Genomic DNA, 14,280 nt, shown 5'->3' with positions numbered 1-14,280 from the left:
ACGGGACGGTCCCTTCCGGAGGGAAGGCCGACACATCTGTGGAACGAGACGGTCGGCGAGCTGCGCCGACGGGGAGCAGGCTACGACCTGGCCTACTTCTTCGATCTCGCAGTTCCGTCGTACGACCGACGCGAGCACCTGTCGACCGAGGACGATCTGGTCAAGGTCGATATCGCCTGCATCGGGGTAAGTCAGTTGAGCAAAAATGCCCATGAGCAACGCAGTCCCACGACCGCCACCGCGATAAGGAGTGCACCATGTCTCGAACGGACTTACCGAGTTCATCCGCACCGAGTACCGATGGCCAACCCGAACTGAAGCGGGTGATGGGCCCGGGCCTGCTGTTGCTGTTCATCATCGGCGACATACTCGGGACCGGAATCTATGCGTTGACCGGACAGGTCGCGGGGGAGGTCGGAGGCGCGGCATGGCTGCCGTTCGTCATCGCGTTCGCCGTCGCACTCGTCACCGCCTGCTCCTACCTGGAGCTGGTCACCAAGTACCCGCAGGCTGCTGGTGCCGCCCTGTACGTGCACAAGGCGTTCGGCAAGCACTTCCTGACCTTCCTGGTGTGCTTCACCGTGATGTGCTCCGGTATCACCTCGGCGTCAGCGGCCTCGCGGGCCTTCGCGGCGAATCTGGTGACGGGCTTCGGGATCGATGCGGGGAACGTCCTCGTCCTGCTGATCGCCCTCGGTTTCATGTGCCTGGTGCTGCTGGTCAATCTCCGCGGTGTCGCCGAGAGCCTCAAGATCAATGTGCTGCTGACCGCGGTGGAGCTTTCCGGCCTGCTCCTCGTCGTCCTGATCAGCGGCTATTTCATCGCGGGAGGGAACGCGGACTTCTCCCGTGTCGTCGCCTTCGAGACCGCCTCCGACAAGGGCGTGTTCCTGGCGGTGAGCACCGCGACGTCGCTGGCTTTCTTCGCGATGGTCGGCTTCGAGGACTCGGTCAACATGGCGGAAGAGACGAGGGACCCGGCGCGCGTCTTTCCCCGCGTGATGCTCACCGGTCTGGGCATCGCCGGACTGATCTACGTCCTGGTGTCCGTCTGCGCTGTCGCTGTGGTCCCCGTCGGCCGGCTCGCCTCCAGCGAGACTCCGTTGGCCACGGTGGTGCAGACGGCCGCGCCCGACTTCCCCATCGCTGACCTGCTGCCGTTCATCTCCATGTTCGCGGTGGCCAACTCCGCGCTGATCAACATGCTGATGGCCAGCCGCCTGTTGTACGGCATGAGCAAGCAGGGGGTGCTGCCGCCCTCTCTGTCCAAGGTGCATGCCGTACGACGCACTCCACAGGTGGCGATCCTGTTCACCACCGCCATCGCCTTCGGTCTCATCACCTTCGTCTCACTCAAACCCGACAGCCCGGTCGTGGCCTTGCTGGGCGGGACGACGTCGCTGCTCCTGCTCACGGTATTCGCGGGCGTCAACCTTTCGGTTCTCGTGCTGCGCCGGGACAGGGTCGACACGCGGCACTTCAGAGCAGGCCGTCTGCTGCCCGTGGTGGGTACGATCACTTGTCTCTACCTGGTCTTGCCCTGGTCCTCCGGACGCCCCGCCGACCAGTACCACATCGCAGGGGTCCTGCTGCTGATCGGTGTGGTCCTGTGGACGATCACCTGGCTCATTCGGCGCGGCACACCCGTCTCCGATGCCGACCGGCCGGACGAGACCGCACATCACTGAGTGACCCTGCCTCCACCGAGCGGTTCACAGCCCCCGCGCTGGAGCGCTGCGGCCTGCCGGCTGAACCGGTCCGGTCATCGGGAGTGCGTCCCCGGCGTATGACCGAACGCACGGCGGAACACATCGATGAAGGCACTGGTGGACGACCAGCCGCACTGGTTCGCGACCTTGGTCACCGGTGTCTGCTCGGCCAGCAGGACCAGTGCGCGGTGGAGTCGCAGCTGGGTGCGCCACTGGGGGAACGTCATGCCGAGGTCTTTGTTGAACAGCCGGGAGAGCGTGCGGTCGCTCGCTCCGACCTCCCGCCCCAGTTCGGTGAGTGTGCGGTTGTCCGAGGGGTCGGCCCTCAGGAGGTCACAGACCGTCCGCAGCAGGGGGTTGCTCGGTGTGGGCAGGTGCATGGGTTGCTGCACCGAGATCCGTAGCTGGTCGAGCAGTACTGCATGCAGCCTCATCCGTTCCGGGCTGTCGTCATCCTCCGTACGGGTGTAGGCGATGATCAGTTCGCGCAGCAGCAGACTTACGGAAAGTACGGTGGGGGCGTCCAGACGCAGGGGATTTTCCCACGCGGGCAGCCCCACGAGGTGCAGTTCGAGATCGCCGTGTGCCTGGTGGGCGTGGACGGTGTCGGCGGGAACCCAGATGGCGCGGGTTGCCGGAGCGACCCAGGAACCGGCGCTCGTGGTCACGGACAGCACACCCCGGCCCGCGTAGACGATCTGGTGGTCGTCGTGCCGGTGCGCGTCGATCTCCGCTCCGGACGCCAGTCGCTGGGTGCGGGTGGGAGCTACGGGCGTGTGGCGGACTTTCGTCATCGTCTGGCAGTTTATCGGAAGCGCGACACGTCGGGAACCGTCCACGATAGCGAGGTGCGAAGAAAACTCTCGATCACGCTCTTATCCGTCGGGCACGGCTGCGTCGACGTCTACCAGGGTGCCGTCGCCTCTCTCGTGCCCTTCTTCGTTGTCGAGCGCGCGTACAGCTATGCCGCCGTCTCGGGCATCGTGCTCGCTGCCTCGTTGCTGTCATCGGTGGCTCAACCGGTCTTCGGCGTGCTGACCGACCGCCGGGCGATGCCCTGGCTGCTGCCGGTCAGCACCCTGCTCGCAGGGGTGGGCATCGCGCTGAGCGGAGTGAGCGACTCCTACGCGGTGACACTGGCGGTCGTCGCGGTGTCCGGGGTCGGTGTGGCCGCGTACCACCCGGAGTCCGCACGGGTGGCCAGGGTCGCCAGCGACGGCAGCCATAGTGCGATGGGATGGTTCTCGCTGGGCGGCAACCTCGGCTTCGCGCTGGCCCCGGTCATGGTCGCCGCCGTGGTTGCCCTTGGGGGACTGGGCCTCACTCCGCTGCTCGTGCTGCCGGCCGTGGTCGGGGCCGCGCTGTGCCTGCCCGTGCTTCGCGTGCTGGAGACCCGGTTGTCCGACGCGGCCGCGTCGCCCGTGATGGCGAAAGATGACAAGGCGTCCTTCGTGCGGCTCTCGCTGGCCGTGGTGTGCCGCTCCATCGCCTTCATCGGCCTGAGCACGTTCGTCTCCCTGTACGCCACCGAGCGCATGGACGGCAGCAAGGCCGCCGGCACGGCCGCACTGTTCCTCTTGTACCTGGGCGGCGCGGTGGGCAGCGTGTTGGGCGGTGCGCTGGCGAACCGCTGGGACCGGGTCCGGGTTTCGCGCTGGTCGTACCTGCTGACGGCCGGATCGATCGCCGGTCTGGTCTTCGTCCCGGGCCCGGCTTTCTACCTGTTCGTCATCCTGACCTCCGCCGGTCTGTACATTCCGTTCTCGCTCCAGGTCACGCTCGGTCAGGACTACCTGCCCTCTCGGATCGGCACCGCCAGCGGTATCACCCTCGGTCTCACCGTGAGCATCGGCGGTCTGATCAGCCCGGTCATCGGAACCCTCGCCGACCGGACGTCGCTGCAGACCGCTCTGGCCCCACTCATCCTGATGCCCCTCCTTGCCTGGCTCCTGTTCCACACCCTGCCCGAACCCGCCGTGCCGTCCTCCGGCAGCACGACACCGAAGGGGGAAGACGCCGATGCCGAACACTCTCCCGTCCAGCCCGGTCTCCGCTGAGGAATCGGAACCTTCTCTCCGGTCGGGCACAGGGGCCGGTGATGCGGCGCTTCTACCGGCCGCGGAGAAGTGTCCGCTGTTGGCCTGGGGCTGCACGTCCTCCACCGACACGCCGACTTGGCGCCTCTTGTCCGCCCACTCGACGTCGAATGGTGAGGTCGAGTACTGCAAGTGCAGCTGCAACGCCGTCGTGATGCTGTGCCACGGCGAGGTGGCTGCGCTCACCGCCCTTCCGGACGCCGAGCCCGACCCGCGTGACGGCAGGGAGTGAGTGACATGAAGGGCATGAGAATCCTCTGTTGCTGCGTCGCATCGGCTCAGAGGCGTAAGTAAAGACATCGCAAATGGTCTCGCTCGGACATCTCGAGATGTGAGAGATGTGGTCGCTCGCCTTTCGGGCGAGTTGACGAGAAACAACCGCAGATGGCTCCGGACAGCGCATGGCGGTACGGAGCCATCGCTTTCTCATGCCGTCACGACGATACCCAGCACACTTCTTATGGCCAGTTCGGAACGGACGGAAAAAAGCCAAGCGGCTTGATTTCCTTCTGGTTGCGCCGGACTTCCGGTACGTATGTTGGCGCAGCAGTCCCCGTGCATATGCACGATGACTGTCGAACGCTTGACGACCAGGAGGAGACGGTATGCGCGTCAGCATGTGTGCGGTAGGTCAGATGTACGGTGCCGCAGTCGGGTCCATGGACACTCGAAAGCAGGCCCGGGCGAGGATCGGACTGTTGGGTCCGATGCGCCTTCATGCCGAGGACGCCCAGGAACGGGTAAGTGTAGCACCCAAAGTACGGACGGTCCTCGCAATGCTCACCATGCACCCGGACCAGGTGGTGCCCGTCTCCACGCTGACCCGCGAGCTGTGGCCAGAGCAGCCACCCGTGACCGCCCTGCGGACCCTGCAGACGTACGTCCTCAACATCCGCAAGGTGCTCGCCAACATCACCGAGCTCAGGCCTGAGGACGTCGCGGACCAACTGCTGGTCACCCAGAAGAACGGCTACCGCCTGCACAGCTCCGATCTGCACCTGGACTGGCTGGACTTCATGCGGCTGGCTGACCAGGGGCGCAGGGCCCTCGGCGAGGGTGACAGTCACACCGGCATCAGGGAACTGGAGCAGGCGCTGGGCATGTGGCGCGGCAGCGTCCTCACGGACGTGCCCAACGGAGCCGTGCTGGAGGCGCGCAGGCTCATGCTGGAGGAGTCCCGGCTGGACACGATCGAGGCACTGATCGACGCCCGCATCGAGGCCGGCCTGCACCAGCAGGTGATCGCCGAACTCGCCTCACTGACGAGCGAGCACTCCTATCATGAGGGACTGCATGCCCAGTACATGCGCGCTTTGGCTCTCAACGGGCGCCGCGCTGCGGCCCTCGAGGTGTTCGCCCGCCTGCGTACCCGGCTCATAGATGAGATCGGAATTGAACCGGGTTACCCGTTGCAGCAACTGCAGGGCACGATACTGAACTCGCACAAGAGCGCACATATGGCTCTCGCGCTCAGTGCGAATGGAGCCTCGTCGAAATAAGAGGCCGCTGTCGGTTGCGAGTTCCGCTTTTCCTGGAAGCCGGCACCAGTGCGGCTACGTCTGCATTGACCCCCGGGGCCGGTCGCGTTTCGGCGCACGGGTCGGGCAGGGCAGGTGCGAGTACCCCAGCCCGATGAGCGTCCGCTATGGCCACAGACGTGACAGAGCGATCGGTCAGGGCTGGGCGGCGCGATGGGGCGCTTTCCGGCAATGCCCGTACCAAGTGCCACCTGGCTCTTGAACGTTTCTCGTCGTAGATCTCGACACACCAGTGTCAGTGTGACGTCAGAGGCGAGGCACCGTGCCTACCCGCTCCGCGTCCTCACGGCCGCGGCGAGTGCGTGCCCTGTCTCTGCCGACCGAGCTCAGCCTGTTCGAAGGGATGCATGTGGCTGCCTGGAGGGTATCTCCCACCGGCTCGGCGCCGGATCTCCCGGCCCGGTCGACACCCGTGTTTCCCCGCACCTGTACACCCGTGGCTCCGGACCTCGCGCCCATGACACGGAGCCGATCCGCGAGGGACCGCTGCCGGTACCTTGCGCCATCCGCTTCGTCGGTTCCCCACCCCCTCGGCGCGGCCCGCCACCGGACCGTGTCGATGAACGGAAGTGAAGACCATTCATGACCGTCATCTCCGCAGCACACGAACTCCTCGACGGCGATGTGTACATCGACCTGCGGACCAGCCTGGGGCTTCCGCTGCATCTCAAGTGTGAGGGGTTCAACTTCGCAGGCTCCATCAAAATCCAACCCGCCGTCCGGATGGTCGAGGCAGCCCAGCGCGACGGGCTGATCGGGCCGGACTCGGTCCTGATCGAGTCCTCCTCCGGGAATCTCGGTGTGGCGCTCGCCGTGATCGCGGCTTCCAAGGGGATGAAGTTCATCTGCGTCACCGACCCGCACTGCAACCCGGCCACCACGGCACTGATCCGAGCTTTCGGGGCCGAGGTCGTCGTCGTGGACGACCCCGATGCCTCCGGCAGCTACCTCGCTGCCCGCAAGGCGTACGTGCGCAGCAGCTGCGCACGCAATCCGCATCACGTCTGGCTCAACCAGTACGAGAACCCGGCCAACTGGATCGCCCACTACGAGAACACCGCGGCCCTCCTTGCCAAGGACTTCCCCGATCTCGACACCCTCTTCATCGGAACAGGCACCGGGGGAACCCTGATGGGCTGCGCTCGCTACTTCCGCGAGCACCGGCCGGAGATCCGCATCATCGCCGTCGACAGCATGGGCTCGGTGAGCTTCGCGGGCGCCCCCGGGCCGCGCCACATCCCGGGGCTTGGCGCCAGTGCGCCCATGCCGTTGATCGACCCTGCGCTCGTGGACGAGGTCATCCGCATCCACGAGGTGGACACCATCCACACCTGCCGCAGGCTCGCCGCCCGCGGACTTCTCCTCGGAGGCTCCTCCGGAACGGTGATCACTGCCGCCGCGCAGTGGTTCGCGCACCACGGGGGCGCCACGCGCACGGCTGTGGCCATAGCGCCTGACCTGGGGGAGCGCTACCTCAACACCATCTACAACGACACATGGGTCGGCCATTACTACAGCCAGGACGACCTGGACAAGATCCTGGAGACATCGTGAGCGAGCAGACCAAAGTCCCCCAGTTCTGCGTGGTCCCGGGAAACACCGTGCACGAGGTGCTCGACGGACGGCAGACGGAGGTCATCGACCTCGTCGAGGCCGCTTACCGCCTGCACGGGGAGGGACACACGGTCAACCCTCCGTCGTACTTCCTCAGGTTCCCCGACCGGCCCACAGCCCGCATCATCGCCCTGCCCGCGTCGGTCGGTGGCGGCCGGCCGGTCGACGGCATCAAATGGATCTCCAGCTTCCCTTCCAACCTCGACCACGGCATCCCTCGCGCATCCGCCGTCCTGATCCTCAACGACCCCGCTACCGGCTATCCGTACGCCTGCCTGGAAAGCTCGATCATCAGTGCCGTGCGGACGGCCGCCTCCGCCGCCGTCGCGGCCCGCGCCCTCGGCGAGAACCGGCCCGCGTCCGGGCGCGTCGGCTACCTCGGGACCGGACTCATCGCGCGGCATGTGCATTCTTACCTGGCCGCACTGGGCCGGGCCCCGCGCGAGTACGCCGTCCACGACCGGTCCACCGAGTACGCGCACTCATTCGCCGACCACCTGCGCACCACCAAGGACGGCGCGCCGGTTTATGCGCTGGACTCCGCGGAGGAACTGGTCCGCTCCAGCGACGTCATCGTCTGCGCGACCACCGCAGCCACACCACACCTGCTCGAGCGGTCATGGTTCGCCCACCACCCACTGGTGCTGCATGTGTCGCTGCGCGACCTGGGCACGGACGTCATCCTGGACAGCTTCAACGTGGTGGATGACGTCGAGCACGTCCTCAAGGCGGGCACATCGGTCCACCTCGCCGAACAGCGCACCGGTGGGCGGGACTTCCTGGACGGCACTCTGTACGACGTACTCACCGGGGCTCTGAAGGCACCGGCCGACCGCACGGTGGTCTTCTCGCCGTTCGGGCTCGGCGTTCTGGATTTGACGGTCGGGGAGCATGTGCACGCCCGCGCCCAGGAAGGCGGCCGGTTGAGGCCGGTCGACGGGTTCTTCCACGACCTCGACCGGCACAGTGCCCCGCGTTCGGAAGGGGTCCGGTGATGACTTTCCTCCCCTCGCACACGACCTCGACCCCGGTGCGGGCCGAACTTCCCCTGGCGCCCGACACCGTTGACCGAGCGCGAAAGCTCGCCCTGCGCCACACCCGTGCACTCGATACCGGGACCGCCCTGCTGGACCATGTCATCGGTCACGCCGAACGCGGCCCCGACCGTCCGGCCGTCGTCGACGGTGACCGAACCGTGAGCTACCAAGAGTTACTGGGCCGCGTCGCGGTGACGCGGGACGCGCTGAGTACCGTAGGGGTGCGGCCCGGCGACGTCGTGGCCACCGTCGGAAGCCGCAGCGTCCACACCCCGGTCGTCTTCCTCGCGCTGGAGGCTCTGGGCGCCTCGTATCTGCCGCTTGACCAGAACTGGCCCGAAGTTCGTGTCCGGGACGTGCTCGGTCGCAGCCGGGCCAGGCTGCTGGTGGACTACAGCGGCGGCACCGCGCACGCCGCGCGGGCGGCCGCGGTGACCGGGAAAACCGACATCCTGCTCCTGCCGGAGTCAGACGCCCGGGCCGCCACACTGCCGAGCCGCAGCGGCGACCGCTCCCACGAGATCCGGTACACGATCTTCACCTCCGGCACCACCGGTCGGCCCAAGGGGGCCACGGTCGAGCACCAAGGCATGCTCAACCACTTGTGGGCCAAGGCGACCGACCTGGACCTGGGCCCGGACGACGCGGTCGCGTTCACCGCTCCACTGGTCTTCGACATCTCCGTCTGGCAGATGCTGTGCCCGCTGCTGGTCGGCGGACGGCTGGTCGTGGTGGGCGACGATGCCATGCGCCTGCCCCGCTGGCTCATCGGTGCCCTCGGCACCGCGGCCGTCACCGTCGTGGAACTCGTCCCCACCGTCATCGGCTGGCTCGCTGACCACCTGAGCCGCGTCGGCGGCGAGAGGGGACTGCCCTCACTGCGCTGGCTGCTGTCCACCGGGGAGGAGCTGTATCCGGCGGTCGCCGAACGTGCTCTGGGAGTCCTGCCCCATGTGTCCGTAGTCAACGCCTACGGTCCCACGGAGTGCTCGGACGACGTGACCCATCACGTCGTGACGGCCGCTGACCTGGCCGGTGCCCGGCTGCCCGTCGGCACCCCCGTCGCCAACACCGCGCTGTACATACTGGTCGAGGAGACCGAGAGCGGCCGGTGGCGGGCGGCGGAACCGGGCGAGAGCGGTGAGTTGTTCGTCGGCGGCACAGGCGTGGGCCTGGGCTATCTCAACGACCCCGACACCACGGACCGAGCCTTCTTCCGCGACCCCTTCGACGCCGCCTCCGCCACCGGCCGTCTGTACCGGACGGGCGACCTGGCCCGCGTCGACAGCGGCGTCGTGTACTACCTCGGCCGCAGTGACCGCCAGGTGAAGGTGTCCGGTGTCCGGATGGAACTGGGCGAGATCGAGGTGGTGCTGAGCCGGCATCCGGCTGTGGACCAGTGCGCGGTCGTCGTTTCTGGCGAGGGCGAGCACGGCGAACTGGTCGCCCACTACAGCGTACGCGCCCCGGTCTCCGCGGCGGCACTGCAAGAGGCGCTGAGCGCGCAGTTGCCGGCCGCGATGGTGCCCAGGCGCTGGCGGGAGTGGGACGCACTGCCCCTGACCCACAACGGAAAGATCGACCACCGGTCGCTGCACACGTCCGCCGTCCACCGGAATGAGGCATCGTGACGACCACTTCGGCGAAGACCGCACCATCGCAGACGTCCGTGCCGGCCCAGGAGGGGGCAGCGACGAGTCTCGCCGAGCGCGTCGCCTCCGTGGCCCGGGTGGCCGAGGAGCACCTGGAGGCCACCGACCGCGACGCCGTCTTCCCCGAGCAGGCTCTCGCGCAGATGCGCCGCACCGGGCTGCTCGGGCTGCTCGTACCCGCCGAACACGGCGGCTGCTCGGGCACCCTCACCGACTTGGTGGACGCCGGCATGGCCCTCGGCCGTGTCGACATGTCCGTCGGGATGATCTTCGCGATGCACTGCCAGCAGTCCGAGGCGATCGTCCGGTATGCCGCCTCGCCACTGCGTGAAGAACTGCTCGCCCAGCTCTCCGTCGGCGACCTCTACCTGGCCTCGGTGACCACCGAACCAGGCAAGGGCGGTCATCTGTTCCGCTCGTACGCGCCCTTGCAGGAGAGCGACGACACCCTGATGGTCGACCGGGTCGCGCCGATCGTGACGGGTGGCGCCGCGGCGGACGGGTTCCTCATCACCATGCGCAGCCCGCACGCGACCGCCGACCACCACGTCTCCCTCGTCTACGCCCACCGGCATCAGCTGCGGATCGAGGGCACCGGCGAATGGTGCCCGATGGGGATGCGCGCCAGCCACAGCCTGCCCCTGACGCTCACCGGATCCATCCCCGCACACCAGGTGATCGGTGAGCACGGTGCCTTCCACCAGATCGCGCAGTCCGTGTTCGGGCCGCTCGCCCACATCGGCTGGTCAGCGGTGTGGCTGGGCACCGCGGCCGGGGCCCTGTCCCGAGTCCTGCGCTTGCTGCGCGACCCGGCCGGCCGCAAACGCTTCAACCTGAGCTCGGAACTGCTGATGACCCGGCTCTCCCGGGTGAGGCAGCGGCTCGACACCGTCCACGCCCTGCTCCGCCGCACCGAGGCCTTGGTGGCGAGCGGCGCCGACCTGTCCGGTGCGAGCAGTCAGCTCCTGTTGAACAGCCTGAAGATCACCGCTTCCGAGGAGTGCTACCGGGCCGTCGACGAGTTGGTGGACGCCGTGGGTCTGCGCCACGGTTATCTGCGGGACTCGCCGACACGGCTGGAGAAGAGCCTGCGGGACCTGCGGTCCGCCGCGCTCAACTACAGCAACGACCGGCTGCACCTCGCCGACGGGCAGTTGTGCCTGCTCGACCCGAACGTCCGCTTCGTCTGACCCTGGTGGGCCGCCACCGACCCACTGCGGCACACCCATCACCCCACGGTTCGCTCAGTTCCGTCACGGAATACCGACAGGGCCGTTTTCCCGGATATGCGCGCACTCCTTTGTCGACCCTATTCCTGATGATGACGCAGGGAAGGGAAAGGTATTGCAGTGCGCGAATTCCACTGCTAGCGTCAAAGCGCGGAAAAGTCAGTACGGCTGGAACTCTCCACCGCCGGCGACTGTGTGGATATATTCTCCGAAATCCCGCACTGCGACCGCCCCAGCACCTCCGTCACCGAGGGATATTCATGCCTGAGAACGACCAGAAAACCTCGACCGAAAACTGGAACACCGCATTGCGCTACATCGCGGGTCGCAAAGCCGCCGAGGAATCTCTCGGATTCCTCGCCCACATCAGTGCAACCGTGCAGCAGACTCCTCAGCTCAAGGAGGTCGTGCCGGCGGTGGCCAAGGCCTGCGTCCCGTTCTTCGCCTCCGCCATCTCCCTGGGGGCCCTGGCCACCCACTCCCAGCTCGTCGTCCAGTCACCGACCGGGTACTCCACGGCACTGGAGGGGGTACGGTGCCTTCTCTCCGTGAACGGCACCGAGAAGATCGTGATCAGCGCGCACGAAGGCCTGGTGAAGCAGACCGACCCGGGGCATCTGACGCGGCTGCACCAGTGGCAGGCGGAGTCGGCTGTGGCCCTGCCCATGACCTACCGGGGGGTGTACGGGGGCCATCTGATCGCGCTGCGCGGCGAGGGGCACCGGCGTGGCCCGATCAGTCCCTCGGACCTGGCACTCATCTCGGAGGTGGCCGACCGGGTCGCGGCGTTCAACGCCTTCGTCACGCAAACGGTCGGCTCGGAGAGTCTGTGATGGCGGCCACCTGGCGGGACGTACGTGCCTGGATCCTCCACCGCAATCCCGAACTCACCGAGGACGACGTGGATTCGGAGACCGACATCATCGAGTCACGGATCGTAGATTCTCTGCAATTCGTGGAACTCGTCCTGCACATCGAAGAGCTACGCGGCGAAATGATGGAGTTCGCGGCCGTCGACCTCGACTCCTTCCGCACGCTCAAGGACATCGAAAAAAACTTTCTCTCCGTATAGGCGAGAACAGTCATACCGCGATGCGAGGAGGTGACCTAGTGGAAGAACGGGCCGTCGTGATACAGGGCAGCCTTCAGGGAACGACCGATGCCGTGCTGTTTCTTCCGCCCGCGGGAAGTGTCGAGTCGCCTTACCTCTCGATGGGGGAGTACCTGCCGGACACCTTGCCCGCCCTTCACTGCGAAATGCCCGGACGCGGCCGACTGGCCGGCCAGGAGGAACCCGGATCCGTGACGGCCGCCGTCGATCGCTGGCTGGACGACATCACCGCACTGCTGCCGCACGGACGGCGACTGCACCTCTTCGGACACAGCCTCGGCGCGCTGTCCGCCTACGAACTGGTCATCCGGCTCGAGGCCCACCCCCGGTACGCCGTTCGCAGCTTGTCCGTCTCCGGCGCTCGGGAGCCCGGCCACACCCCGCGCACCGCCGTGGCCGCGGCGTTCGCGGCACTGCAGCACACCACCGGCCAGGAGAACGACCCGGACGGTACATGGCTGGCACGGGACGTGCGGATGCGCCGGGAACACCGCGTCACTCACCGGCCGGTCCACGCACCGATCGCGCTGTTCTGCGGAACGGACGATCCCTTCGCCCGGTCCGCCGACATGGCCCCATGGGCCTCCTTCACCACCGGCCCGCTCCTCGGAACGTTCACCTTTCCCGGCGGACACGACTACTACCTCTCCAGCCGGGCTGCCGTCGCCACAGTCCTCACCGACCTGGTGGACGGCCGCTGCGACCCCCTACCCGCCTCGCCACCCCTATGAAGGAGTCGGACATGACAGTCGAGCACCCCAACGCACCCACCATCGAGCAGCTGATCGACGTGGTCGGTAACAGCTCCGTAGGCATCACGATCACCGACCGCTCCGGTGCCGTCCTGCTGCACAACAAGGCGCAGTCCGTCCTCATGCACGGGGAAGCCGACCACCTCGGCGGCCGGATCAGGGCCGCGGGCAGGGACGTGCTTCCGGAGCTGCTGGCAGACCTGGACGAGAACGGCCGCATCGAGAACGTCCGAGTCACCTACCTCAGCGCCGACAGCACGCAGGAGCGTGCCTCCGCGGTGAACGCCGTAGTCGCCGGCGCAGGTGACGACACCAGGATCCACTGGGTCAGCCGGCCGGAACTCGGCGAGCGGCTGCCGATCCCCAGCACCAGCGACGAGGACCCCACCTCCGACGCTGCCGCCTGGATCCGCACGGTCGACGAACGGAGCAACCCCGTCCTGGCCCCGACCAAGGAACACGAGTCGGTGCTGCGCGAGTTCTACGAGGTCGCGCCGGTGGCCATCCACCTGATCGGCGTCAACGGCCAGGTCATGCACGCCAACCCGGCCGACGTCGCCCTGGTCGAGTACAGCGGACAGCCGGCGGAGTACGTCGGCCACCACATCCGCAAGATCTACGAAGACCAGGGCCTGCTGGACGACTTCCTCTCCCGCTGGGACGAGGACTCGCCGATCATCAACTTCCGGGCGAACTTCCTCACCCGGGACGGCGCCCCGAAGCCGGTGCTGATCTTCTCCACGGCGCAGGCGGCCGGCGGCAACGTCTCCAACACGCGCTGCTTCGTCTTCAACGACCCCGAGCCGCAGCGCGCCCGTGACACCGTCAGCGCTTTCGGCTGGCCGTCCTGAACCGCGGCGGGAGGGGCCCCGTACGGGGCCCCTCCCGGACCGCAGACGATGTCAACCCGCCCCTCCATGGGAGTGACCATGTCTCACGTGCTGGTGATCTCGGGGAGCCCCTCCCCGACCTCCCGGACCGAACTCGTCGGTGACTACGTAGCACGGCGGCTGGCCGAGGACGAATGGCACGCCGGGCATCTGAAAGTGCGCGACCTCCCGGCGGAACCGCTACTCAGGGCAGACATCGCGGACCCACGGATCGCCGAGGCCCTGGAGCAGGTCGCCCTGGCCGACGGCATCGTGCTGGCCACGCCGACCTACAAGGCGAGCTTCTCCGGACTGCTGAAGATGTTCCTCGATCTGCTGCCCCAGCACGGCTTCGCGCACAAGGTCGTCCTGCCGCTGGCCACCGGCGGCAGCACCGCACACGTGCTGGTACTGGACTACGCACTGCGCCCAGTGGCGCACTCGCTCGACGCCCGGCACGTCGTACAGAGCTTCTTCCTGCTCGACACGCACCTGACCCGGCTCGACGACGGCCTGGACATCCGGCCCGAGAGCGCGGGCCTGCTGGACGGCGTCATCGAGCAGTTCCGCAAGGCCCTGGTCGCGCGCGTCTGACCGCACCGCCCAGCGACAACCGAACCACCGTTGCCCGCGCTCGGACACCGTCGTCCCGCCCCCCCCCCGCAGCCCCATG

13 protein-coding genes are annotated in these 14,280 nt (G+C 67.4%); 12 read left to right on the top strand and 1 reads right to left on the bottom strand.

Features of this window, described 5'->3' with window-relative positions:
• Nucleotides 1–257 precede the first annotated feature (257 nt).
• On the top strand, nt 258–1,688 hold the full coding sequence (locus OHB56_RS00805; RefSeq protein ID WP_406351058.1) for an APC family permease: 1,431 nt from the start codon (nt 258–260) through the stop codon (nt 1,686–1,688).
• Between the two features lie 74 nt (nt 1,689–1,762).
• On the opposite strand, the gene OHB56_RS00800 is transcribed toward OHB56_RS00805, so the two are convergent.
• Nucleotides 1,763–2,503 carry a helix-turn-helix transcriptional regulator gene (locus OHB56_RS00800; RefSeq protein ID WP_326750695.1) on the bottom strand — a complete coding sequence of 247 codons (741 nt, stop codon included), beginning with the start codon at nt 2,501–2,503 and terminating at the stop codon, nt 1,763–1,765.
• A gap of 54 nt (nt 2,504–2,557) precedes the next feature.
• On the opposite strand from OHB56_RS00800, the gene OHB56_RS00795 reads away from it, so the two are divergent.
• The 11 genes from OHB56_RS00795 (at nt 2,558) to ssuE (ending at nt 14,201) form a co-directional block, all read left to right on the top strand.
• Nucleotides 2,558–3,766, top strand: a complete 1,209-nt coding sequence (locus tag OHB56_RS00795) for an MFS transporter (RefSeq protein ID WP_406358868.1) — start codon at nt 2,558–2,560, stop codon at nt 3,764–3,766.
• A gap of 644 nt (nt 3,767–4,410) precedes the next feature.
• On the top strand, nt 4,411–5,304 hold the full coding sequence (locus tag OHB56_RS00790; protein ID WP_326750692.1) for an AfsR/SARP family transcriptional regulator: 894 nt from the start codon (nt 4,411–4,413) through the stop codon (nt 5,302–5,304).
• A gap of 621 nt (nt 5,305–5,925) precedes the next feature.
• Nucleotides 5,926–6,897: a 2,3-diaminopropionate biosynthesis protein SbnA gene (gene sbnA / locus OHB56_RS00785; RefSeq protein ID WP_326750691.1), complete on the top strand. Its 972-nt coding sequence runs from the start codon at nt 5,926–5,928 to the stop codon at nt 6,895–6,897.
• A complete protein-coding gene (gene sbnB / locus OHB56_RS00780; protein WP_406351056.1) occupies nt 6,894–7,952 on the top strand; it encodes a 2,3-diaminopropionate biosynthesis protein SbnB in 1,059 nt (352 codons plus the stop codon). The genes sbnA and sbnB overlap by 4 nt, the downstream gene beginning before the upstream one ends.
• Nucleotides 7,952–9,625 (top strand): amino acid adenylation domain-containing protein, encoded by a 1,674-nt coding sequence (locus OHB56_RS00775; RefSeq protein WP_406351055.1) that lies wholly within the window; start codon nt 7,952–7,954, stop codon nt 9,623–9,625. The genes sbnB and OHB56_RS00775 overlap by 1 nt, the downstream gene beginning before the upstream one ends.
• Nucleotides 9,622–10,836 carry an acyl-CoA dehydrogenase family protein gene (locus tag OHB56_RS00770; protein ID WP_326750688.1) on the top strand — a complete coding sequence of 405 codons (1,215 nt, stop codon included), beginning with the start codon at nt 9,622–9,624 and terminating at the stop codon, nt 10,834–10,836. The genes OHB56_RS00775 and OHB56_RS00770 overlap by 4 nt, the downstream gene beginning before the upstream one ends.
• Before the next feature lie 299 nt (nt 10,837–11,135).
• A complete protein-coding gene (locus OHB56_RS00765) occupies nt 11,136–11,708 on the top strand; it encodes a hypothetical protein (protein WP_406351052.1) in 573 nt (190 codons plus the stop codon).
• On the top strand, nt 11,708–11,947 hold the full coding sequence (locus OHB56_RS00760; RefSeq protein ID WP_055594927.1) for a hypothetical protein: 240 nt from the start codon (nt 11,708–11,710) through the stop codon (nt 11,945–11,947). Before OHB56_RS00765 ends, OHB56_RS00760 begins: the two co-directional genes overlap by 1 nt.
• Before the next feature lie 20 nt (nt 11,948–11,967).
• On the top strand, nt 11,968–12,717 hold the full coding sequence (locus OHB56_RS00755; protein ID WP_406351050.1) for a thioesterase II family protein: 750 nt from the start codon (nt 11,968–11,970) through the stop codon (nt 12,715–12,717).
• Between the two features lie 11 nt (nt 12,718–12,728).
• Nucleotides 12,729–13,589 carry a PAS domain-containing protein gene (locus OHB56_RS00750; RefSeq protein WP_326750686.1) on the top strand — a complete coding sequence of 287 codons (861 nt, stop codon included), beginning with the start codon at nt 12,729–12,731 and terminating at the stop codon, nt 13,587–13,589.
• Nucleotides 13,590–13,667: 78 nt separating this feature from the next.
• Nucleotides 13,668–14,201 (top strand): NADPH-dependent FMN reductase, encoded by a 534-nt coding sequence (ssuE, locus tag OHB56_RS00745; protein WP_326750685.1) that lies wholly within the window; start codon nt 13,668–13,670, stop codon nt 14,199–14,201.
• The last annotated feature ends 79 nt before the right edge of the window (nt 14,202–14,280 follow it).

Origin of the sequence: Streptomyces sp. NBC_01635 (assembly GCF_045209715.1) — a bacterium.
Lineage (GTDB): Bacteria > Actinomycetota > Actinomycetes > Streptomycetales > Streptomycetaceae > Streptomyces > Streptomyces hirsutus.
This window is presented reverse-complemented; position numbering and strand designations above follow the sequence as displayed.

What these genes read in the sequence shown, in the direction of transcription:
- ssuE (WP_326750685.1), top strand. Translation starts at nt 13,668, where the DNA reads ATGTCTCACGTGCTGGTGATCTCGGGGAGCCCCTCCCCGACCTCCCGG.
- OHB56_RS00755 (WP_406351050.1), top strand. Translation starts at nt 11,968, where the DNA reads ATGCGAGGAGGTGACCTAGTGGAAGAACGGGCCGTCGTGATACAGGGC.
- OHB56_RS00775 (WP_406351055.1), top strand. Translation starts at nt 7,952, where the DNA reads ATGACTTTCCTCCCCTCGCACACGACCTCGACCCCGGTGCGGGCCGAA.
- sbnA (WP_326750691.1), top strand. Translation starts at nt 5,926, where the DNA reads ATGACCGTCATCTCCGCAGCACACGAACTCCTCGACGGCGATGTGTAC.
- OHB56_RS00750 (WP_326750686.1), top strand. Translation starts at nt 12,729, where the DNA reads ATGACAGTCGAGCACCCCAACGCACCCACCATCGAGCAGCTGATCGAC.
- OHB56_RS00760 (WP_055594927.1), top strand. Translation starts at nt 11,708, where the DNA reads ATGGCGGCCACCTGGCGGGACGTACGTGCCTGGATCCTCCACCGCAAT.
- OHB56_RS00800 (WP_326750695.1), bottom strand. Translation starts at nt 2,503, where the DNA reads ATGACGAAAGTCCGCCACACGCCCGTAGCTCCCACCCGCACCCAGCGA.
- OHB56_RS00765 (WP_406351052.1), top strand. Translation starts at nt 11,136, where the DNA reads ATGCCTGAGAACGACCAGAAAACCTCGACCGAAAACTGGAACACCGCA.
- OHB56_RS00790 (WP_326750692.1), top strand. Translation starts at nt 4,411, where the DNA reads ATGCGCGTCAGCATGTGTGCGGTAGGTCAGATGTACGGTGCCGCAGTC.
- OHB56_RS00805 (WP_406351058.1), top strand. Translation starts at nt 258, where the DNA reads ATGTCTCGAACGGACTTACCGAGTTCATCCGCACCGAGTACCGATGGC.